The sequence below is a fragment of the Sorangium sp. So ce406 genome (assembly GCF_051474675.1).
GTDB classification, from domain to species: domain Bacteria; phylum Myxococcota_A; class Polyangia; order Polyangiales; family Polyangiaceae; genus Sorangium; species Sorangium cellulosum_G.
In genome coordinates this window covers 8,322,378-8,338,081 of record NZ_CP150340.1, presented here as the reverse complement: position 1 = coordinate 8,338,081, position 15,704 = coordinate 8,322,378, and the positions used below count along the sequence as shown (strand labels likewise).

Here is a 15,704-nt window from a genome sequence, read left to right as displayed (position 1 = left end):
GCGCGGCGACGGCCGCGCGGCGCTGAGCGCCGCCGTCCTGGAACGAACGTGGCTGTCGCGTCACCGACGTGAAACACAGCACCGCGTGCTCCGTTCGGGGGAGCTGCGTCGCGCTGCGTTTGGATCGTGGACGGACGCGCGGGCGCCGCGGTGGTGGGGGGCTCGCCCGGGCGGCTCAGCGGCGGACGGCGATCGCGAACAGGAAGCCTCCGCCTGGCAGAGGGCCGCCGATCCAGAGGCGGTTCGCCTCGTCGGCGACGAGCGAGAGCGACGTGCCCGCCGTCGCGAGATCCAGGAGCGGCGCCGGGGCGCCGTCGGTCTGCACGCGACCGCCGTCGTCGGTGAAGGCGACGGCGACCGGCGCGAGGGCCTCGTAGGTCGCGGGGTCGGTCGGCTGGAAGACGAGGAGGCCGGGCGCGCCCTGCTCGGGCGCGAGGGCCGCCAGGCCCATGCCGCCGCCTGGCAGCGTGAAGAGGGCGTCGCCCTCCGTCGGCCCGGCGCCGCGCGCGATCGCGCTGGCCGCGAAGCCGCGCGCCTGCTGCGATCCGTCGGCGGCCGGGAGCACGGCGAACACGTTGCCGCGCCGGTCGGCGGTGACGGGGCCGGAGCTGTCGCCCCACGCGGCGACGGCGGCGGGCGCCGCGCAGCTCGCGTCGCCTTCCGGCACGAGCCGGGCGTCCTGCCCCGCCGCGCCGCAGCTCTCCGCCGCATAGAGGCCGCTCGACCCCGCGGTGGGATCGCCGAGCGGCGAGAGCCCGGTGTAGAGCAGGCGCCCCTCGACGGCGGCGGCCGTGAAGAAGCCGTTCACCTCGTAGCGCTGCGCGACCGCGCGGTCCTCGATCAGGATCAGCTCTCCGAGCGTGTCGGGGAACGCGCTCGTCCACGAGATCGCCGTCCAGCCGAAGAACGGCAGGTCCACGGCCTGGCCGCCGAGGAAGGCGCCGGCGGGGACGCCCGCGTCGACCTTCTCCCGCGCCGCGGTGAGATCCCCGGTGGCCCCGTCGGGCGGCGTGAGCCGCACGATCTCCGCCGCGCCCCCGGCGTCGCTCCGCACGAACATCGGTCCGCCGTGCCGTCCCCACGTCACCGAGGCGAAGCCGACGTCCTCGTCGGTCTGGTAGACGGCGACGGCGCACCACGCCGGGTCGACCAGCGAGAAGAGCGCGTCGTGCGAGCCCGCGTCCAGGCACCCGACGCCGTCCGGGCCGACGTCGCCGCCCGACGCTCCAGCGTTCCCATCCGTGTCGTCGCCGCAGCCCGCCGCGAGCGCCGCCGCCGCGCAGAGCGCCGCCGCGGCGAGGTTCGTTCTTCCCTGTTGGATCCAGCCGTCCCAGCGCATCGTTGCCTCCGAGGTGCCGCGGCGCTGCGGTCCGGTCATCGCGCCCGTCGTGGGCTCCGGACCCGCGGAGGCCGCGCCGCGCGGCGCCTCACCGGGTCGCTGGCCCGGCGGACCTCGCGGCGCCTGCGCCTGCGCGCGGCCGTCAGCGCCGGGCTGACCGGGCCGCGTAAACAAATCAGCGGCCATCGTCAAGAGATCCCGGCGCCCGGGACGTCAGGAGAGGGGATCTGGGCCCAAACCAGCGGCGGGGCGGCCGGTGTCGCCCTCTGTCCGGTCTGTCCCCCAGAACGACCGTTGCGCTCCACGTTCAGATGGACGACGCTGTGCGCCGCAGCCGGTGTCGGGCACGCTCCGGTTCGCGCTCCTTTTATCCACCGCGGGCCGTGACCAAGACACCCCCCCCTCCCATCACTGCCGGAACGGTCATCAACGATCGTTACGACATCCGTCAGAGCCTCGGTAAAGGCGGCATGGGCGAGGTCTTCCTGGCCTTCGATCGCTCCACGCAGCAGACCGTGGCCCTCAAGGTGGTCCGCGAAGAGTCGCGCATGCCAGGCGACGACGAGGCGCTCCGCCAGGAGCTCCTCCTCGCGCGCTCGGTGGGCCACCCGAACGTCTGCCGCGTGCACGACCTCGCGCCGAGCCCGTGGGGCCCCATCCTCGTGATGGAGCAGATCCCCGGGCAGACGCTCCACACGCACATCCGCAAGCGCAAGGCCCAGGGCGGCTACACGGCGGACGAGTTCCGCAAGATCGCGAGCGAGGTCTGCAATGGCCTCGCGGCGATCCACGCGCAGGGCCTCGTGCACGGCGACCTCAAGCCCGGCAACGTGATGGTCTCCGAGGGGCGGGCGGTCATCCTCGACTTCGGCTTCGCGCAGGAGCGCGCGCGCGCCTCGGCGCGCCGCCCCGGCGCGCCGCCCGACGGCGGCACGCCGAACTACATGTCTCCCGAGCGGCTGCGCAACGGCGGCGCGAGCCCCGAGGACGACGTGTACGCCATGGCGCTCACGCTCTGGGAGATGTGGACCTGCCGCGTCCCGGAGCCCGGCTACAAGCCGCGGCTCAAGACGATGAAGCAGCAGATCATGTTCGACGTGCCGGCGGGGCTGTCGATCGATGAGGTGCGGCAGATCTTCCGCGGCCTCAACGAGGACCCGTCGATGCGGCCGCAGGCGCGGCACATGCGCTTCTTCAACCCGTCGCAGCTCACGACGAGCCCGATCCAGCTCCCGCGCGAGCGCCTCGATCCTGGCCCGCCGCCCGGCGGCGCGCTGAAGCTGAACTTCACCCCCGGGGCGCAGTCGCTGCTCGTGACGTACGCGACGAACGCGCCCGAGATCGTGGGCTCGCTGCTCCCGCTGCACGACACGAAGCTCGCGCTCGGCCGCCGCAGCGATCAGAGCCTGTGCGTGCCCGAGGCGACCGTCTCGGGGGCGCACGCGATCCTGAAGTGGCAGACGGGCTCGTGGCTCATCGAGGATCAGGGCAGCACGAACGGCACCTACGCGGACTTCAACTACGAGCGCAAGTCGCAGGTCTCGCTGCTGCACGGCGGCGAGGTGCAGGTCGGCGAGTGCCGGATGAAGCTCGTGACGTTCGGCCCGGACTCGCCGCAGCACCGGCGCGCGAAGCAGTACCTCGCGAAGCGCGACGGCCTCACCGGCCTGCTCGTGCGCGAGCACCTGATGAAGGCGATCGACGAGGACGGCCTGTTCGCCGACTGGGCCGAGGTCCCGATGCAGGTCGCGCGCTACGAGCTGCGCGGCCCGAACCGTCAGGTGAGCGAGCGCCCGACGATCCTCGAGATGCTCGCCCTGCGCAAGGCGGCGCAGCGGGTGATCGATCTGACCGAGATGCTCCTCCTCAGCCTCACGCCCGCCGTCGCGGGCCGGACGGGGCCGCTCAAGTTCGTGGTCTCGATCGTCGGCCCGAGCATCGACGAGGCGCGCCACGTGGTCGAGCAGGTGGTCGCGCAGGTGCAGGGGATGCTCCCCGAGACGCTCGAGCTCGGCGCGACGCTGGTGAAGGGCGAGCCCGGGCGCCCGGCGCGGACGCTCATCGACTGAACCCGAACGCGTCCGATGAACAGCCGGCCTCCGTTCCCGTCCAGCCCGCCGTCTCAGCCCTCGCCGTACCGCTACCTCGGTCGCGGCGGCAGCGAGCGCCCGGTGCGGCTGCAGATCATCATCGCGCTCGTCGCGGGGCTCATCGTGGTGGCGGTGCCGCTCTACCTGTGGCGCCGCCCGCGGCCCGAGTCGATCCCGTCCGCGGACGCCGCCACGGCGGACGCCGGCGCCTACGCGTGGGACGCGGGGGCGCTCGCGGACGCGGGCGCCGGGCTGCCGGAGGGCGTCACGCTGTCGCCGTTCACCACGATCCGCTGCGAGAACCCCGGCCCGGGCAGCACCCCGCCCGACCGGTGCGATCACGTCACGTTCTTCGAGGACGCGCTCTCGCGCGCGATCCGCGACAACGTCCAGTGCGCGCCGACCGGCAAGACGAGCATCACGGTGAGCTTCGTCCTCGAGATGGACTTCCGGCGCAAGCGGACCAACCTCTACGTGGGCAAGTCGACGACGGTGAGCCGCGCGAGGACGAAGGAGCTGCTCCGCTGCGTGAAGCGGGCGATGCCGACGCCGGACTGGGGGACGATCCCGCACCAGTACGTGAAGTACAAGGTCAACGTCATGGCGACCTACCCTGCCAGCGAGTCCTTCTGAGGCGAGCGGGCCTTGCGTCGCGCATCGATCGTGCTGGTGCGCTGCGCGCTCTCGCTCTCCGCGGCGCTCCTCGCGGCCGCGGCGCACGCCCAGCAGCGCGCGCCGGCCGGGGCCGCTGAGCACGCGGGCTACTCGAGCTACGAGAGCGCCACGATCGAGCGCGCCCTCGCGCGCCTCGGCGCGACGCTCGATCCTGCCCCCGAGGGCAAGATCGTCGAGGGCATCGACGTGGTCCCGTTCGAGGTGATCGAGGACCGCGATCCGGCGCCCGGCTTCCTGAACTGGTTCCACGTCCTCTCGAGGCCGTACGTCATCCGGCGCGAGGTGCTGCTCTCCGTCGGGCGCCCCTACGAGCAGGCGCTCGCCGACGAGTCGGCGCGCATCCTGCGCGGCCTGAGCCAGCTCTCGCTCGTCCTCGTCTTCGCCGTGCGGGGCAGCGCGCCGGACCGGGTGCGGGTCGCCGTCGCCACCAAGGACGTCTGGAGCCTGCGCCTCAACTCGAACTACCGCTTCGCCGGCGGGGAGCTCGAGTACCTGTTCCTGCAGCCCGCCGAGACGAACCTGTTCGGCGTCCACCACACCATCGCGGCGCAGCTCGCGCTCGATCCGGGCGCGCTCTCGCTGGGCGTCGCCTACGCGATGCCGCGGGTCGGGGGCAGCCGCGTGCGGCTGCGGACCGAGCTGAACGCGATCGTCGGTCGCGAGACCGGCGAGCTCGAGGGCTCCAGCGGGACGTTCGTGTACGGGCAGCCGCTCTACGCGACCGAGGCGGAGTGGGCCTGGGAGGCCGAGGTCACCTGGCGCGACGAGGTGACCCGCCGCTTCATCGGCACGCGGCTCGCCACCTTCGACGCCGCGGCGACGCCGGCCGACGACCGCATCCCTTACCGCTACCGGAGCGATCTCCTGGTCGGCGGCTACACGGTCACGCGCAGCTTCGGCGGCCGCGGCGCGGGGAGGTCGGCGGGCGTGAAGCACGACGTCTCGGTGGGCATCGAGGCGAGCCGCAAGGTCTACCGCGTGGACGAGCGCGCGGGCTTCGCCCCGTCGGCGGTCGCCGAGTTCGAGGAGCAGGAGATGCCTGTGAGCGACACCCGCGTCGCGCCGGTGCTCAAGTACTCCACGTACTCGACCCGCTTCTCGCGCGTGCTCGACTTCAACACGCTGGCGCTGCAGGAGGACTACCGGCTCGGCCACGAGCTCTCGATCGCGATCTACCCGGTCACGACCGCGCTCAACTCGACCCGGAGCTTCCTCGGCGTCTCCGCCGCCGCGGCGTACACGGTCGCGCTCGGCGACGGCCTCGCGCGCGCGGTGGTCGAGACGGTCACCGAGCTCGATCGATCGCAGATCTTCGACGCGTCGATCGAGGCGCGCGCGCGCGTGCACACGCCGAGCTTCGGCGTCGGGCGGCTCGTGTTCGACGTGCGGCTGTTCGACCGTTACCGGAACTACCTCAACCGGCGGCTGGTGCTCGGCGGCGACACGCGCCTCCGCGGCTATCCGTCGGCGGCGTTCATCGGCGAGGACGTTCTCTCCGCGAACCTGGAGTTCCGGACGCGTCCGATCGAGATCTGGTCGTGCCAGATCGCCGGCGCTGCCTTCTTCGACGCCGGCGACGCCTTCAACGGCTACGACGACCTGCGCCTCAAGCAGTCGGCGGGCTTCGGGATACGGGCCCTCTTCCCGCAGCTCAACCGCGTGGTCATGCGCGCCGACTGGGGCTTCCCGCTCACGCGCGGCTACAAGGAGCCCGACGCCCTCCCGGGCGACATCGTCGTTACCTTCGGTCAGGCGTTTCCGATGCTCCCTGCGGACGAGTAGCCGCGCCGCCCGCGCCGCGCGGTCCCTCCCTGGCCGGCGCGCCCGCCGGGGGGGTCTCGGCCACGTGCGCCACCCGGGCGCGGTGCGCCGCGAATGCCGGCTGCAGGCCGGACGGCACCGGCTCCCGATCGAGCACCGCCAGCGTCTCCTTCTCCGGCCTCCCCGCGAGCAGCGCGTGCCAGGCCTGCTCGAGCGCGCGCCGCAGGCGCGCCGCGTCGTCCTTCGGCGGCTCCTGCCGCTTGCCCCCCGGACCGTGGTCGTCCGCCCCCGCGCGCGCCTCGTGGAACGCGCGCGCAGCGTCGCCCCGGTGCGTGTAGCGGCCGCCCTCGAAGCCCGCGACGTCGAGGAGATCCGGCGCGATGGGATCCCCTTCCTTCACGGGTGCGCGTCCGGCCAGCTCCAGTATTCCGTCCTGGTCGACGTCCAGCGCGAAGCGCGGCGGCGTCGCGAGCTCGACGGCGTACCTCGAGGCGCCGAACGGCTGCACGGCCCATATTTCCAGGTCGCCTGCCTCGTTGCCGAGCACGACGTCCGGAGCGCCGTCGCGGTTGAGATCGGTCCCGGAGCGGAACATCCCGAGCTGCTCCGCCGCGTCCGGCGCCGCGCCTGGCAGGAGCGACGGCACGAGCCGGGTCGCCTGACTCCTGTCCACGCGCCCGCTGTCGAGGGGCCCGGCCGCCATGACCACGCCCCGCGGCGTCGCCACGCGTACGGCCGGGGTGCGGCGCCCGAGCGCGTCGGTGCCCGCATAGCCGCGCAGCACCACCTCGCCGCCTCCGCGCGGGAGCTCGCCGCGGAGCTCGACCTCCAGCTCGAGCCCGAGCTCGGCGGCCTCCACGTCGATGGCGCGCAGATGCGCGTCGAGGTCCGGGGGCGCGACGTACGCGCCGAGGGGCGGCTTGCGCGCGGCGCCCCAGGGAGAGACCTGATGATCGCTGGCGCAGGAGAGGAGCAGAACGCCCATCGTCAGCGTGAGCTTTTCTGTTACCGTTCCCGTCCGCATGCGCCTGCTAGTCGCCGATAAAATGGATCTCTCGGCTCTGGAAGAGCTCAAGGTACTCGGGATCCAGATCGAGTCCCGGCCGGAGCTGACCAAGGACACGCTTCCGGCGGCCCTGGACGGAATCGGCATCCTCGTCGTTCGTTCGACGGAGGTCACGGCGAAGGCGATCGAGGCGGGACGGCAGCTCAACCTGATCGTGAGGGCGGGGGTCGGCGTGGGCACGATCGACGTCGCGGCCGCGAGCGCGCGCGGCGTCTACGTGGCGAACTGTCCCGGCAAGAACGCCACCGCGGTCGCGGAGCTCACGATGGGGTTCATCCTCGCGCTCGACCGCCGCCTGGTCGACGCGACGTCCGAGCTCCGGGCCGGCCGCTGGGAAAAGGCGAAGTACTCGGTGGCCCGAGGCCTGTTCGGCCGGCGGATCGGGATCGCGGGGCTCGGCGCCATCGGCCGCGAGGTGCTGCTGCGCGCCCGCGCGTTCGGCCTCGAGCCGCACGCCTGGTCGCGCTCCCTGACGCCGGGGCGCGCCGCCAAGCTGGACGTCAGCTACGCCCGGACGCTGGAGGATCTGGCCGCCCGCTCGGACATCTTCACCATTCACCTGACGGCGACCCCGCAGACGCGCGGCATCGTCAGCCGGAGCGTCCTCGAGGCGCTCCCCGACGGCGCCATCGTCGTCAACGTCGCGCGCCCCGAGGTGCTGGACTACGCCGCGCTCGAGGAGCTCGTCCCGCGCAAGGGGCTGCGGGTCGGCCTCGACGTCTTCGCCAGCGAGCCCGACAGGCCCTCGGCGCCCTTCGAGTCGCACCTCCTCGGGCGAGGGCTCGTCTACGGGACCCCGCACATCGGCGCGCAGACCGAGCAGGCGCAGCGCGCCGTCGCCCTCGAGACGGCCCGGATCATCCGCGCCTTCATGACGGAGGAGGAGCTCCCGAACGTGGTCAACATCTGCGCGACCTCGCCCGCTCGCTACGCCGTCGTCGTCCGGATGCTGGACAAGGTCGGCGTCCTCGCGAACACCCTCAGCGTCATGAAACGGCACGGGATCAACATCGAGGAGATCTCAAACACCGTCTTCGAGGGGGCGACTGCCACCTGCACGAAGATGCGGGTCTCCGGCCGGCCGAGCGAAGCCTGCCTGAAGGAGATCGCGGCGTTCGAGGAGGTCCTGCATGTGGATATCGTCGCGCTGCCCAACCTCGCGTGACCGTGTGACGGGTGACCGCGTGACCCTGGCGTAGCCGCCGTGAAGCGCCGCGCCGTCGCGCTCCGGCGCGGCGCGGCGCGGGGAAATCGCACGGACGAGCCGGCCGGGAGATCCCCGGCCGCGCAGGGGCGGTTTGCCCGTATCCCCCCTTGCATGAAGGCCCGCATTCGACTAGCTTGTCCGCCGACAACTAGGCGGATCCGCTGAGCCGGGTTCCCAGTTCGGGAATCGGCTCTTTTTTTTTGGCGCAGGGGCGCCGGGCACCGTCGCTCGGGATCCATGGCGCTGAAAAGTCCCGGATTCCCCAGGGCTGACGTCTCTCACATGCCGGAACCGATGGAGCCTACGACCAGAGCCGTGTTCGATCTTGGTCGCGTCCGCGACGCGATCGCGCCGGTGCTCGCCTCGCACGGGGTCACGCTCGTCGATCTCGAGTGGACCACCGAGCGGGCTGGCTGGACGCTGCGGCTCACGATCGAGCGCGAGGGGTCGGCGGATGCGGGCGGCGGCGTCACCCTGGAGGACTGTGCGGACGTGTCGCGCGACGTCTCATCGGTCCTCGACGTCGAGGATCTCATACCCAATCATTACAACCTCGAGGTCAGCTCTCCAGGCCTCGATCGGCGGCTGCGCACGGAGGCCGAGTTCGCCCGCTTCCGCGGTCGGACGGCGAAGGTGAAGCTGTCGCGCCCCGCGCCGGACGGTCAGCGGCTGCTCCGGGGCGAGCTCCTGGAGTCCTCGGAGGGGCGGGTCGCGGTCCTGGTCGACGGCAAGCGGATCGAGGTCCCGTTTTCGGATGTCGTGGAGGCGCGCCTCGTCTTCGAGCTCGCGTCGCAGCCCAAGCCCAAGAAGGGGCAGCGTCAGGGCAAGGAGGCCGCCAAGGGGTCGGCTCCGCGGCCGGCCTCACAGCGGAGCGAGCGCGGCTCCGAGAAGCGCAAGTAGAGAGAAGAAAGATCAGGAGACAGGGACGTCATGGCAACGATGGCAGCGATGCCGACCTCGGAGACGAGCCTCGGCAGCATCCTCGATCAGGTCGCGAAGGAGAAGGGGATCGACAAGAAGATCCTTGTCGAGACGATCGAGGCCGCGATCTTGAAGGCCGCGCAGAGCGTCTTCGGCCCCACCCGCGAGCTCGAGGCGCGCTTCAACGAGGACACCGGGCAGATCGACCTCTTCCAGTACATGACGGTGGTCGAGGCCGTGGCGGAGCCGGAGCGCGAGATCTCCATCACTGACGTGGACAAGCTCAAGCTGGACGCGACCCTGGGCGAGGAGCTCGGCTTCCAGGTCTTCTGGCGCCCCGAGGACGCGGAGAAGGCGCGCGATCAGGACAAGGAGTACGGCGACATCCTGAAGCTGAAGCACGGCCGCACGACCTTCGGGCGCATCGCCGCGCAGACGGCGAAGCAGGTCCTGCTCCAGCGCGTGCGCGACGCCGAGCGCGATCTCATCTTCAACGAGTACAAGGATCGCAAGGGCGAGCTCATCCGCGGCATCGTGCGGCGGTTCGAGAAGGGCAACAACATCATCGTCGACATCGGCCGCACCGAGGGTGTGCTCACGTTCCGCGAGCAGACGCCGCGCGAGACGTACCGGCCCGGGGACCGCATCGTCGCGTACGTGAAGGACATCGATCGCGAGGCGCGCGGCCCGCAGGTCATCCTCTCCCGCTCCGACCCGCGCCTCGTCGAGAAGCTCTTCGAGGCCGAGGTCCCCGAGATCTACGAGGGCATCGTGCGGATCGTGTCGGTGGCCCGTGAGCCGGGCGCCCGCTCGAAGATCGCCGTGACGAGCCGCGACGCGGACGTCGATCCGGTGGGCGCGTGCGTCGGCATGAAGGGCTCGCGCGTGCAGGCGGTGGTCCAGGAGCTCCGCGGCGAGAAGATCGACATCGTGCCGTTCGACCGCGATCCGGCGCGCTACGTCATCGCCGCGATCCAGCCGGCCGAGGTGCACAAGGTGATCGTCGACGAGGCGGACGGGCGCATGGAGCTCGTGGTCCCCGACGAGAAGCTGTCGCTCGCGATCGGGCGCAAGGGCCAGAACGTGCGGCTCGCCGCGCAGCTCACGAACTGGAAGCTCGACATCATCAGCGAGACGAAGTTCAAGCAGATGGAGGAGGAGGCGATCTCCGCCCTCCAGCAGATGGACGTCGTGACGGAGCAGATCGCGAAGTCCATGTACCGGCTCGGCTTCCGCGCGCTGGAAGAGGTGAGCGAGGCGTCCGTCGAGGAGCTCGCCGCCATCCCGGGCCTCGGCGGCGCCGAGGCCGCCGAGCGGATCAAGGCGCAGGCGGACACGACGATGGAGCGGCTCCGGCAGGAGCGCATCCGCTCCGCGAGCTCGCGCACCGAGCCGCTCACCGATCGCGAGCGGCTGATGTTCATCCGCGGCGTGGGCGATCGGACGGTGGTGCTGCTGGAGGAAGCCGGTTACCGCAGCGTGGAGGACGTGCTGCGGGAGGACGAGGACCGGCTGGCGATCCGGACGGGGCTCGGCATCAAGAAGGCGCGCGCGATCAAGCAGGGCGCGCGGGATTTCGTTGAAAGCGAGCAGAAGGTGCTCGATGCGGCGCGGGCGGATGTTCGTCGCGCCGCGGAGGCGAGGCACGCGTAGGCTGGGGGTCGAGAGGACCGAGGATGGAATCAGCGGTGAGCAGACAGAACGGCGCAGGTGAGCGCGAGCCCCTCGGGGGGCGCGTGCGCACCTGCGTCGGCTGCGGGGAGCGCGTCGGCGTCGATGACGTCCGCGGCGCGCGTCCGCTCGTCCGGCTCATCCTCGGCCCCGGCGGCGTGATCGCGGTCGACCCGGGCGACGGCGGCTTCGGGCGCGGCGCGCACGTGCACCCGCGGAAGGACTGCCTGGCGGGCGCGGTGGCCCGGGGCCTCGCGCGCGCCGCCAAGGGGCGCGTCCACGCGATCGTGGGGAGCGCAGGCCTGGACGTGGAGGGCGCCGGCGCTCAGGCCGCGCCGGGCGCGGAGCCGCTCACGACCGTCTCGCTGGCGCGTGCGATCCGCGAGGCGACGGAGCGCCGGATCCAGGGGCTCCTCCGTTCCGCGGTTCGCTCGCAGCGCGCGGCGATCGGGGCGGGCGCTGTTGTGGCGTCGTGCGCGCGGGGCGAGGCCGCGCTCGTGCTGGTCGCGTGCGACGCGGCGGCGGGCGCGGATCTGCCGGAGGTCCGGCGGGCGATCGCCGAGGGGCGCGCCGTCGCATGGGGCAACGAGCTGGCGCTCGGCGCCCTCGCTGGCGGCCCGCGCGAGCGCGGCGTGGCCGTGATGGCCATCTCGTCGGCGTCGATCGCCGCCGCTGTCGCGAGCGCGGTTCACGTGGTGGATACTTGCGCCCGGATCGAGCGGGGCGAAGACACAGCAGAGGGTGGGCGGGGCAGCGCCGGTCGGCGAGGTCGACCGGCGCGCCATGCGTCCACGCGGTCGGAGCAGGGCGCGCGGCCTGCTAGCGGCGAGGAGCCGCCGGCGTCAAAGAGTGGGGTCGGTCGGCTTCTTGCAACTGCGCCGGGGACCGGGGAAGGCGGCGCGGTCGGGGGCAGGGGGGTGGTGTCCGGTTCCGCCGGACGCGCCTCGACGGTGGACAGAGTGGCCGCAAATCGTCGCCCGCGCGGATGGGTGAGGCGGATTGGTTAACGTGGAGCGAGGTGCATGAGCAAAGTCCGGGTCTACGAGGTCGCCAAGCAGCTGAACATGGACCAGAAGACGCTGGTCGCGCTCTTCCAGTCCATGGGTATAGGCGACGTGCGCAATCACATGAGCGCCGTCGAGTCCGACGTCGTCGAGCGGGTTAAGCGGCACCTCGAGCGGCAGAAGTCGCCTGAGGTGGTGGAGGAGCGGATCCGCCCGACGGTCGTCAAGCGCCGCGCGCGGCCCGGGGCCGAGCCCGAGGTCGAGGCGCCCGTGCGCGCGGCTCCGGAGCCGGCGCCCTCTCGGCCCGCGGCGGTGCCGGCCCCCGTTTCTTCGTCGCCCGAGCGCGCTGCTCAGGAAGAAGCGCAGGTCCGTCGCCCCGCTCCGCCGCCGCCCACCGCTCCCGCAGCAGCGCCCCCGGCGCCCGCGCCCGAGCCGGTGGTCGCCGCGAGCCCGCGCGAGCCCGAGCTGGCCACCGCCCCCAGCGCGCCCGCTCCCGCAGCGCCCGCCCCCGTCGCGGCTGCCCCCGCAGCGCCGCCCGTCGCGGCCACGCCGGCAGCGCCGCCCGCCGAGCCGGCGCCGGTTGCGCCGTCCGCCGCGGCCGCTGCTCCGGCGGCGCCCACACCCGCCGCGGCGCCTGAGGCCGCCGAGGCGAAGGCGGCCTCGCCGGAGCCGAAGCCGGCAGCTCCTGCCGCAGCGACGCCGCCGGTGACCGCCGCGGCGCCTGCGCCCGCTGCGCCCGAGCCCATCGCGGCGCAGGCTGCGGCGCAGGCCACCGCGCCCGCGGCGCCTGCAGCGCCCGCGCCCACCGCGGCGGCGCAGGCTGCAGCGCCCGCTCCGGCGCAGGCAGCGCCCGCCCCCGCGCAAGCGGCCGCACCCGCGGCGCCTGCGCGTGGGACGTCCGCGCCTGCCGCGTCCGCGCCGACCCGGCCGCAGTCCGCGGCGCCCGCGCCTGCTCCGGCGCAGGCGTCGTCTCGGCCGGCGTCCTCTGCGCCGCAGCGGCCGGGAGCGCCCGCGCCGACGACGAGCGCGTCCCGTCCGCCGCCCCGTCCGACGTCGCCGCCCGCGGCGCCCGCGGCCAAGCCGGAGGACGCCGCGGCCGGCTCGTCCGCGCAGGCGCCGCGCCGCCCGTCCTCGCCGCCGAAGACCGGCATCGAGGTGTGGCAGGGTCGTCCCGGCGTGACGATGCCCGCTGCCCGCCCCGGCCCGCCGCCCGCGCGGCGCACGACCTACGATCCGCGCGCCAACGCCCAGCAGGCGCGCCCCGGCGGCCCCAGCTTCGGGCCGGGCGGCCGGTCCATGCCCGGCGGCCGGAACACTCGCCCGGGGACGTTCGGGCGGCAGCGCCCCGGCGGCGGGCTCCCGCGCAAGCCGGTCCAGGTCTCCACGCAGGAGATGGCCTCGCACAAGAAGGTCATCAAGATCGAGGAGCAGGTCACCCTCCAGCAGCTCGCCGCCAAGATGAGCCTGAAGGCGACCGACGTGCTCATGCGGCTCCTGTCGATGGGCATGACGGGCGTGAACATCAACAGCACGCTCGACGCCGACACCGCGAAGATCCTCGCGAGCGAGTTCGGCTGGAGCGTCGAGGACGTGGCCGTCAGCGAGCAGGACACGCTGACCGCGGCCATGCAGGCGGGGGTCGACGTCGACGAGGACGTCGAGATCCGTCCGCCCATCGTCACCGTCATGGGTCACGTCGACCACGGCAAGACGTCGCTGCTCGACCGGATCAGGAAGGCAGCCGTCGCCGAGGGCGAGGCGGGCGGGATCACCCAGCACATCGGCGCTTACCGCGTCGAGACGCCCCGCGGCACGATCGCCTTCCTCGACACGCCGGGCCACGAGGCGTTCACGGCGATGCGCGCCCGCGGCGCCTCGCTCACGGACATCGTGATCCTGGTGGTCGCGGCCGACGACGGCGTGATGCCCCAGACCAAGGAGGCGATCTCGCACGCCCAGGCGGCGAAGGTGCCGATCATCGTCGCGGTGAACAAGATCGACAAGCCGGGCGCCGATGCGGACAAGATCAAGCGCGACCTCGCCTCGCTCGGGCTCCAGCCCGAGGAGTGGGGCGGCGAGACGATGTTCTGCAGCGTCTCGGCGAAGCAGGGGATCGGCATCGACCAGCTCCTCGAGTCGGTCCTGCTCCTCGCCGAGGTCCAGGACCTGCGCGCCAACCCGAAGAAGCGCGCCAGCGGCACCGTCATCGAGGCCCTGCTCGATCGCGGCCGCGGACCCGTCGCGCGCGTCATGATCCAGGACGGCACGCTCCGCACGGGCGACATCCTCCTGGCTGGCGCCGCGTGGGGCAAGGTCCGGGCGATGACCGACGAGCTCGGGCGCTCCGTCGCCGAGGCCGGCCCCGCCACGCCCGTCGAGGTCCTCGGCCTCAACGAGGTGCCGAGCGCGGGCGATCCTGTCCACGCCGTGAAGGACGGCAAGACCGCGGAGGAGATCGCCGAGACCCGCCGCAAGAAGGCGTCGAAGACGCTCATCCCGCAGGACTCGCGCGTCTCGCTCGAGTCGATCACGAAGAACCTGCAGGAGGCCGATCAGCTCGAGCTCAAGCTGATCATCAAGGGCGACGTGCAGGGCTCGGTCGAGGCGATCACCCACGCGCTGGCGAAGCTCTCGACCGAGAAGGTGAAGGTCACCATCGTGAACGGCGCCGTCGGCGGCATCACCGAGGGCGACGTCAACCTGGCGGTCGCGTCGAAGGCGATCATCGTCGGCTTCAACGTCCGGCCGGCCGGCAAGGCGGGCGCGCTGGCCGAGAACGAGGGCGTCGAGATCCGGCTCTACAACATCATCTACAACGCCGTCGACGACATCCGAAGCGCGATGGAGGGGCTCCTCCCCGCGACGAAGGTCGAGAAGGTCCTCGGCCGCGCCGAGGTCCGCCAGGTCTTCAAGATCACGAAGGCGGGCATCGTCGCCGGCTCGATGGTCATCAGCGGCTCGGTCAAGCGCACCGCCGAGGCGCGCCTCATCCGGGAGAACGTCGTGGTCTGGACGGGGCGCCTCTCGGGGCTGCGCCGCTTCAAGGACGACGCGAAGGAGGTGGTCGAGGGGTTCGAGTGCGGCATCTCGCTCGACGGCTACTCGGACATCAAGGAGCGCGACATCATCGAGAGCTTCGAGATCGAAGAGGTCAAGACGAAGCTCTGAGTTTCCTAGATGTTCGTCGGCGTCCTCCGTCTCCGTCTCGATATCGTCGGGGCCCGCTCCCTCAAGGACAAGCGCAGCGTGGTGCGCTCCTTGAAGGAGCGGGCGCAGAGCCGCATGCGCGTGTCGATCGCCGAGGTCGGCGTGCTCGACGACCCGCGGCGGGCGACGCTCGGCGTCGCGGTCGTCTCGAACTCGGCGGCGATGTGCGACAGGGTCCTCGCGGACGTGGCCGCGATGGCCGGGTCGCTGCCCCACGCCGTCCTCACCGATCGGGCGACCGAGATCGTGCCGTTCGGCGAGGGAGGCATGGGGGTGCAGGGCGGCATCGAGCAGGCGCTCGATCGCGGAGATGATGATCTGGGAGCGCCCTCGGGCATCGAGGACGCAGAGGACGACGAATGAGCGGCACGGTGAAGCGGGCGACGCGGGTGGCCGAACGGCTCCGCGAGGATCTGTCCAATCTGCTGCGGGAGCTGCGCGACCCGCGGCTCGCCGGCGTGCTCGTGTCGCGCGTGGACATCACGGACGATCTGCAGAGCGCCAAGGTCCACGTGCGCCACGAGTTCGGGGCGGAGGACGAGGCGTCGCGCCGGGCGCTGCTCAAGGGGCTCGACGCGGCGTCGGGCCGGCTGCGACGGGACGTCGCCCGCACGATGGGGCTGCGCGTCGTGCCGACGCTGCGCTTCTTCTACGACGAGGGCCCCGACGCCCAGCGGCGGATCGAGGAGCTGCTGCGGGAGATCAAGGACGACTCGGGCGGCGAGCGCTCCTAGCGCCGGGGACGGCCCGGGCGCGCCGCGCC

General features: G+C 72.7%; 12 protein-coding genes. 10 read left to right on the top strand and 2 right to left on the bottom strand.

Going from position 1 to position 15,704, the window contains the following annotated elements:
• Window positions 1–175: 175 nt before the first annotated feature.
• Window positions 176–1,378 carry a hypothetical protein gene (locus WME96_RS31025; RefSeq protein ID WP_437285201.1) on the bottom strand — a complete coding sequence of 401 codons (1,203 nt, stop codon included), beginning with the start codon at window positions 1,376–1,378 and terminating at the stop codon, window positions 176–178.
• 344 nt (window positions 1,379–1,722) lie between these two features.
• Here WME96_RS31025 and WME96_RS31020 point away from each other — a divergent pair, with 344 nt between their 5' ends.
• From WME96_RS31020 to WME96_RS31010, 3 genes are read left to right on the top strand one after another with little or no spacing between them, the layout of a single operon-like run.
• Window positions 1,723–3,408, top strand: coding sequence for an FHA domain-containing serine/threonine-protein kinase (locus WME96_RS31020; RefSeq protein ID WP_080682436.1), 1,686 nt, complete (start codon window positions 1,723–1,725; stop codon window positions 3,406–3,408).
• A gap of 15 nt (window positions 3,409–3,423) precedes the next feature.
• Window positions 3,424–4,062 carry a hypothetical protein gene (locus tag WME96_RS31015; RefSeq protein ID WP_433927756.1) on the top strand — a complete coding sequence of 213 codons (639 nt, stop codon included), beginning with the start codon at window positions 3,424–3,426 and terminating at the stop codon, window positions 4,060–4,062.
• Window positions 4,063–4,074: 12 nt separating this feature from the next.
• Complete coding sequence (locus WME96_RS31010) at window positions 4,075–5,886, top strand: hypothetical protein (RefSeq protein WP_437285200.1); 1,812 nt, start codon at window positions 4,075–4,077, stop codon at window positions 5,884–5,886.
• Here the strand turns inward: WME96_RS31010 and WME96_RS31005 are convergent.
• Complete coding sequence (locus tag WME96_RS31005) at window positions 5,843–6,850, bottom strand: FG-GAP repeat domain-containing protein (RefSeq protein ID WP_437285199.1); 1,008 nt, start codon at window positions 6,848–6,850, stop codon at window positions 5,843–5,845. The genes WME96_RS31010 and WME96_RS31005 overlap by 44 nt on opposite strands.
• Window positions 6,851–6,911: 61 nt before the next feature.
• Here WME96_RS31005 and WME96_RS31000 point away from each other — a divergent pair, with 61 nt between their 5' ends.
• From WME96_RS31000 to rbfA, 7 genes are all read left to right on the top strand, one after another.
• Window positions 6,912–8,096 (top strand): phosphoglycerate dehydrogenase, encoded by a 1,185-nt coding sequence (locus WME96_RS31000; protein ID WP_437285198.1) that lies wholly within the window; start codon window positions 6,912–6,914, stop codon window positions 8,094–8,096.
• 357 nt (window positions 8,097–8,453) lie between these two features.
• The gene (gene rimP, locus WME96_RS30995; RefSeq protein WP_437285197.1) at window positions 8,454–9,038 is read left to right on the top strand and encodes a ribosome maturation factor RimP; all 585 of its coding nucleotides are present in this window, start codon (window positions 8,454–8,456) and stop codon (window positions 9,036–9,038) included.
• Window positions 9,039–9,068: 30 nt separating this feature from the next.
• Window positions 9,069–10,712: a transcription termination factor NusA gene (gene nusA / locus WME96_RS30990; protein WP_061615128.1), complete on the top strand. Its 1,644-nt coding sequence runs from the start codon at window positions 9,069–9,071 to the stop codon at window positions 10,710–10,712.
• A 35-nt stretch (window positions 10,713–10,747) separates the two neighbouring features.
• Window positions 10,748–11,737, top strand: a complete 990-nt coding sequence (locus tag WME96_RS30985) for a YlxR family protein (protein ID WP_437285196.1) — start codon at window positions 10,748–10,750, stop codon at window positions 11,735–11,737.
• A gap of 15 nt (window positions 11,738–11,752) precedes the next feature.
• On the top strand, window positions 11,753–14,902 hold the full coding sequence (gene infB / locus WME96_RS30980) for a translation initiation factor IF-2 (protein WP_437285195.1): 3,150 nt from the start codon (window positions 11,753–11,755) through the stop codon (window positions 14,900–14,902).
• Window positions 14,903–14,911: 9 nt separating this feature from the next.
• Window positions 14,912–15,304, top strand: coding sequence for a DUF503 domain-containing protein (locus WME96_RS30975; RefSeq protein WP_437285194.1), 393 nt, complete (start codon window positions 14,912–14,914; stop codon window positions 15,302–15,304).
• Window positions 15,301–15,675 carry a 30S ribosome-binding factor RbfA gene (rbfA, locus tag WME96_RS30970; protein WP_061608726.1) on the top strand — a complete coding sequence of 125 codons (375 nt, stop codon included), beginning with the start codon at window positions 15,301–15,303 and terminating at the stop codon, window positions 15,673–15,675. The genes WME96_RS30975 and rbfA overlap by 4 nt, the downstream gene beginning before the upstream one ends.
• The last annotated feature ends 29 nt before the right edge of the window (window positions 15,676–15,704 follow it).

What these genes read in the sequence shown, in the direction of transcription:
- WME96_RS31025 (WP_437285201.1), bottom strand. Translation starts at nt 1,378, where the DNA reads ATGACCGGACCGCAGCGCCGCGGCACCTCGGAGGCAACGATGCGCTGG.
- WME96_RS31015 (WP_433927756.1), top strand. Translation starts at nt 3,424, where the DNA reads ATGAACAGCCGGCCTCCGTTCCCGTCCAGCCCGCCGTCTCAGCCCTCG.
- WME96_RS31005 (WP_437285199.1), bottom strand. Translation starts at nt 6,850, where the DNA reads ATGGGCGTTCTGCTCCTCTCCTGCGCCAGCGATCATCAGGTCTCTCCC.
- WME96_RS31000 (WP_437285198.1), top strand. Translation starts at nt 6,912, where the DNA reads ATGGATCTCTCGGCTCTGGAAGAGCTCAAGGTACTCGGGATCCAGATC.
- nusA (WP_061615128.1), top strand. Translation starts at nt 9,069, where the DNA reads ATGGCAACGATGGCAGCGATGCCGACCTCGGAGACGAGCCTCGGCAGC.
- infB (WP_437285195.1), top strand. Translation starts at nt 11,753, where the DNA reads ATGAGCAAAGTCCGGGTCTACGAGGTCGCCAAGCAGCTGAACATGGAC.
- WME96_RS30975 (WP_437285194.1), top strand. Translation starts at nt 14,912, where the DNA reads ATGTTCGTCGGCGTCCTCCGTCTCCGTCTCGATATCGTCGGGGCCCGC.
- rbfA (WP_061608726.1), top strand. Translation starts at nt 15,301, where the DNA reads ATGAGCGGCACGGTGAAGCGGGCGACGCGGGTGGCCGAACGGCTCCGC.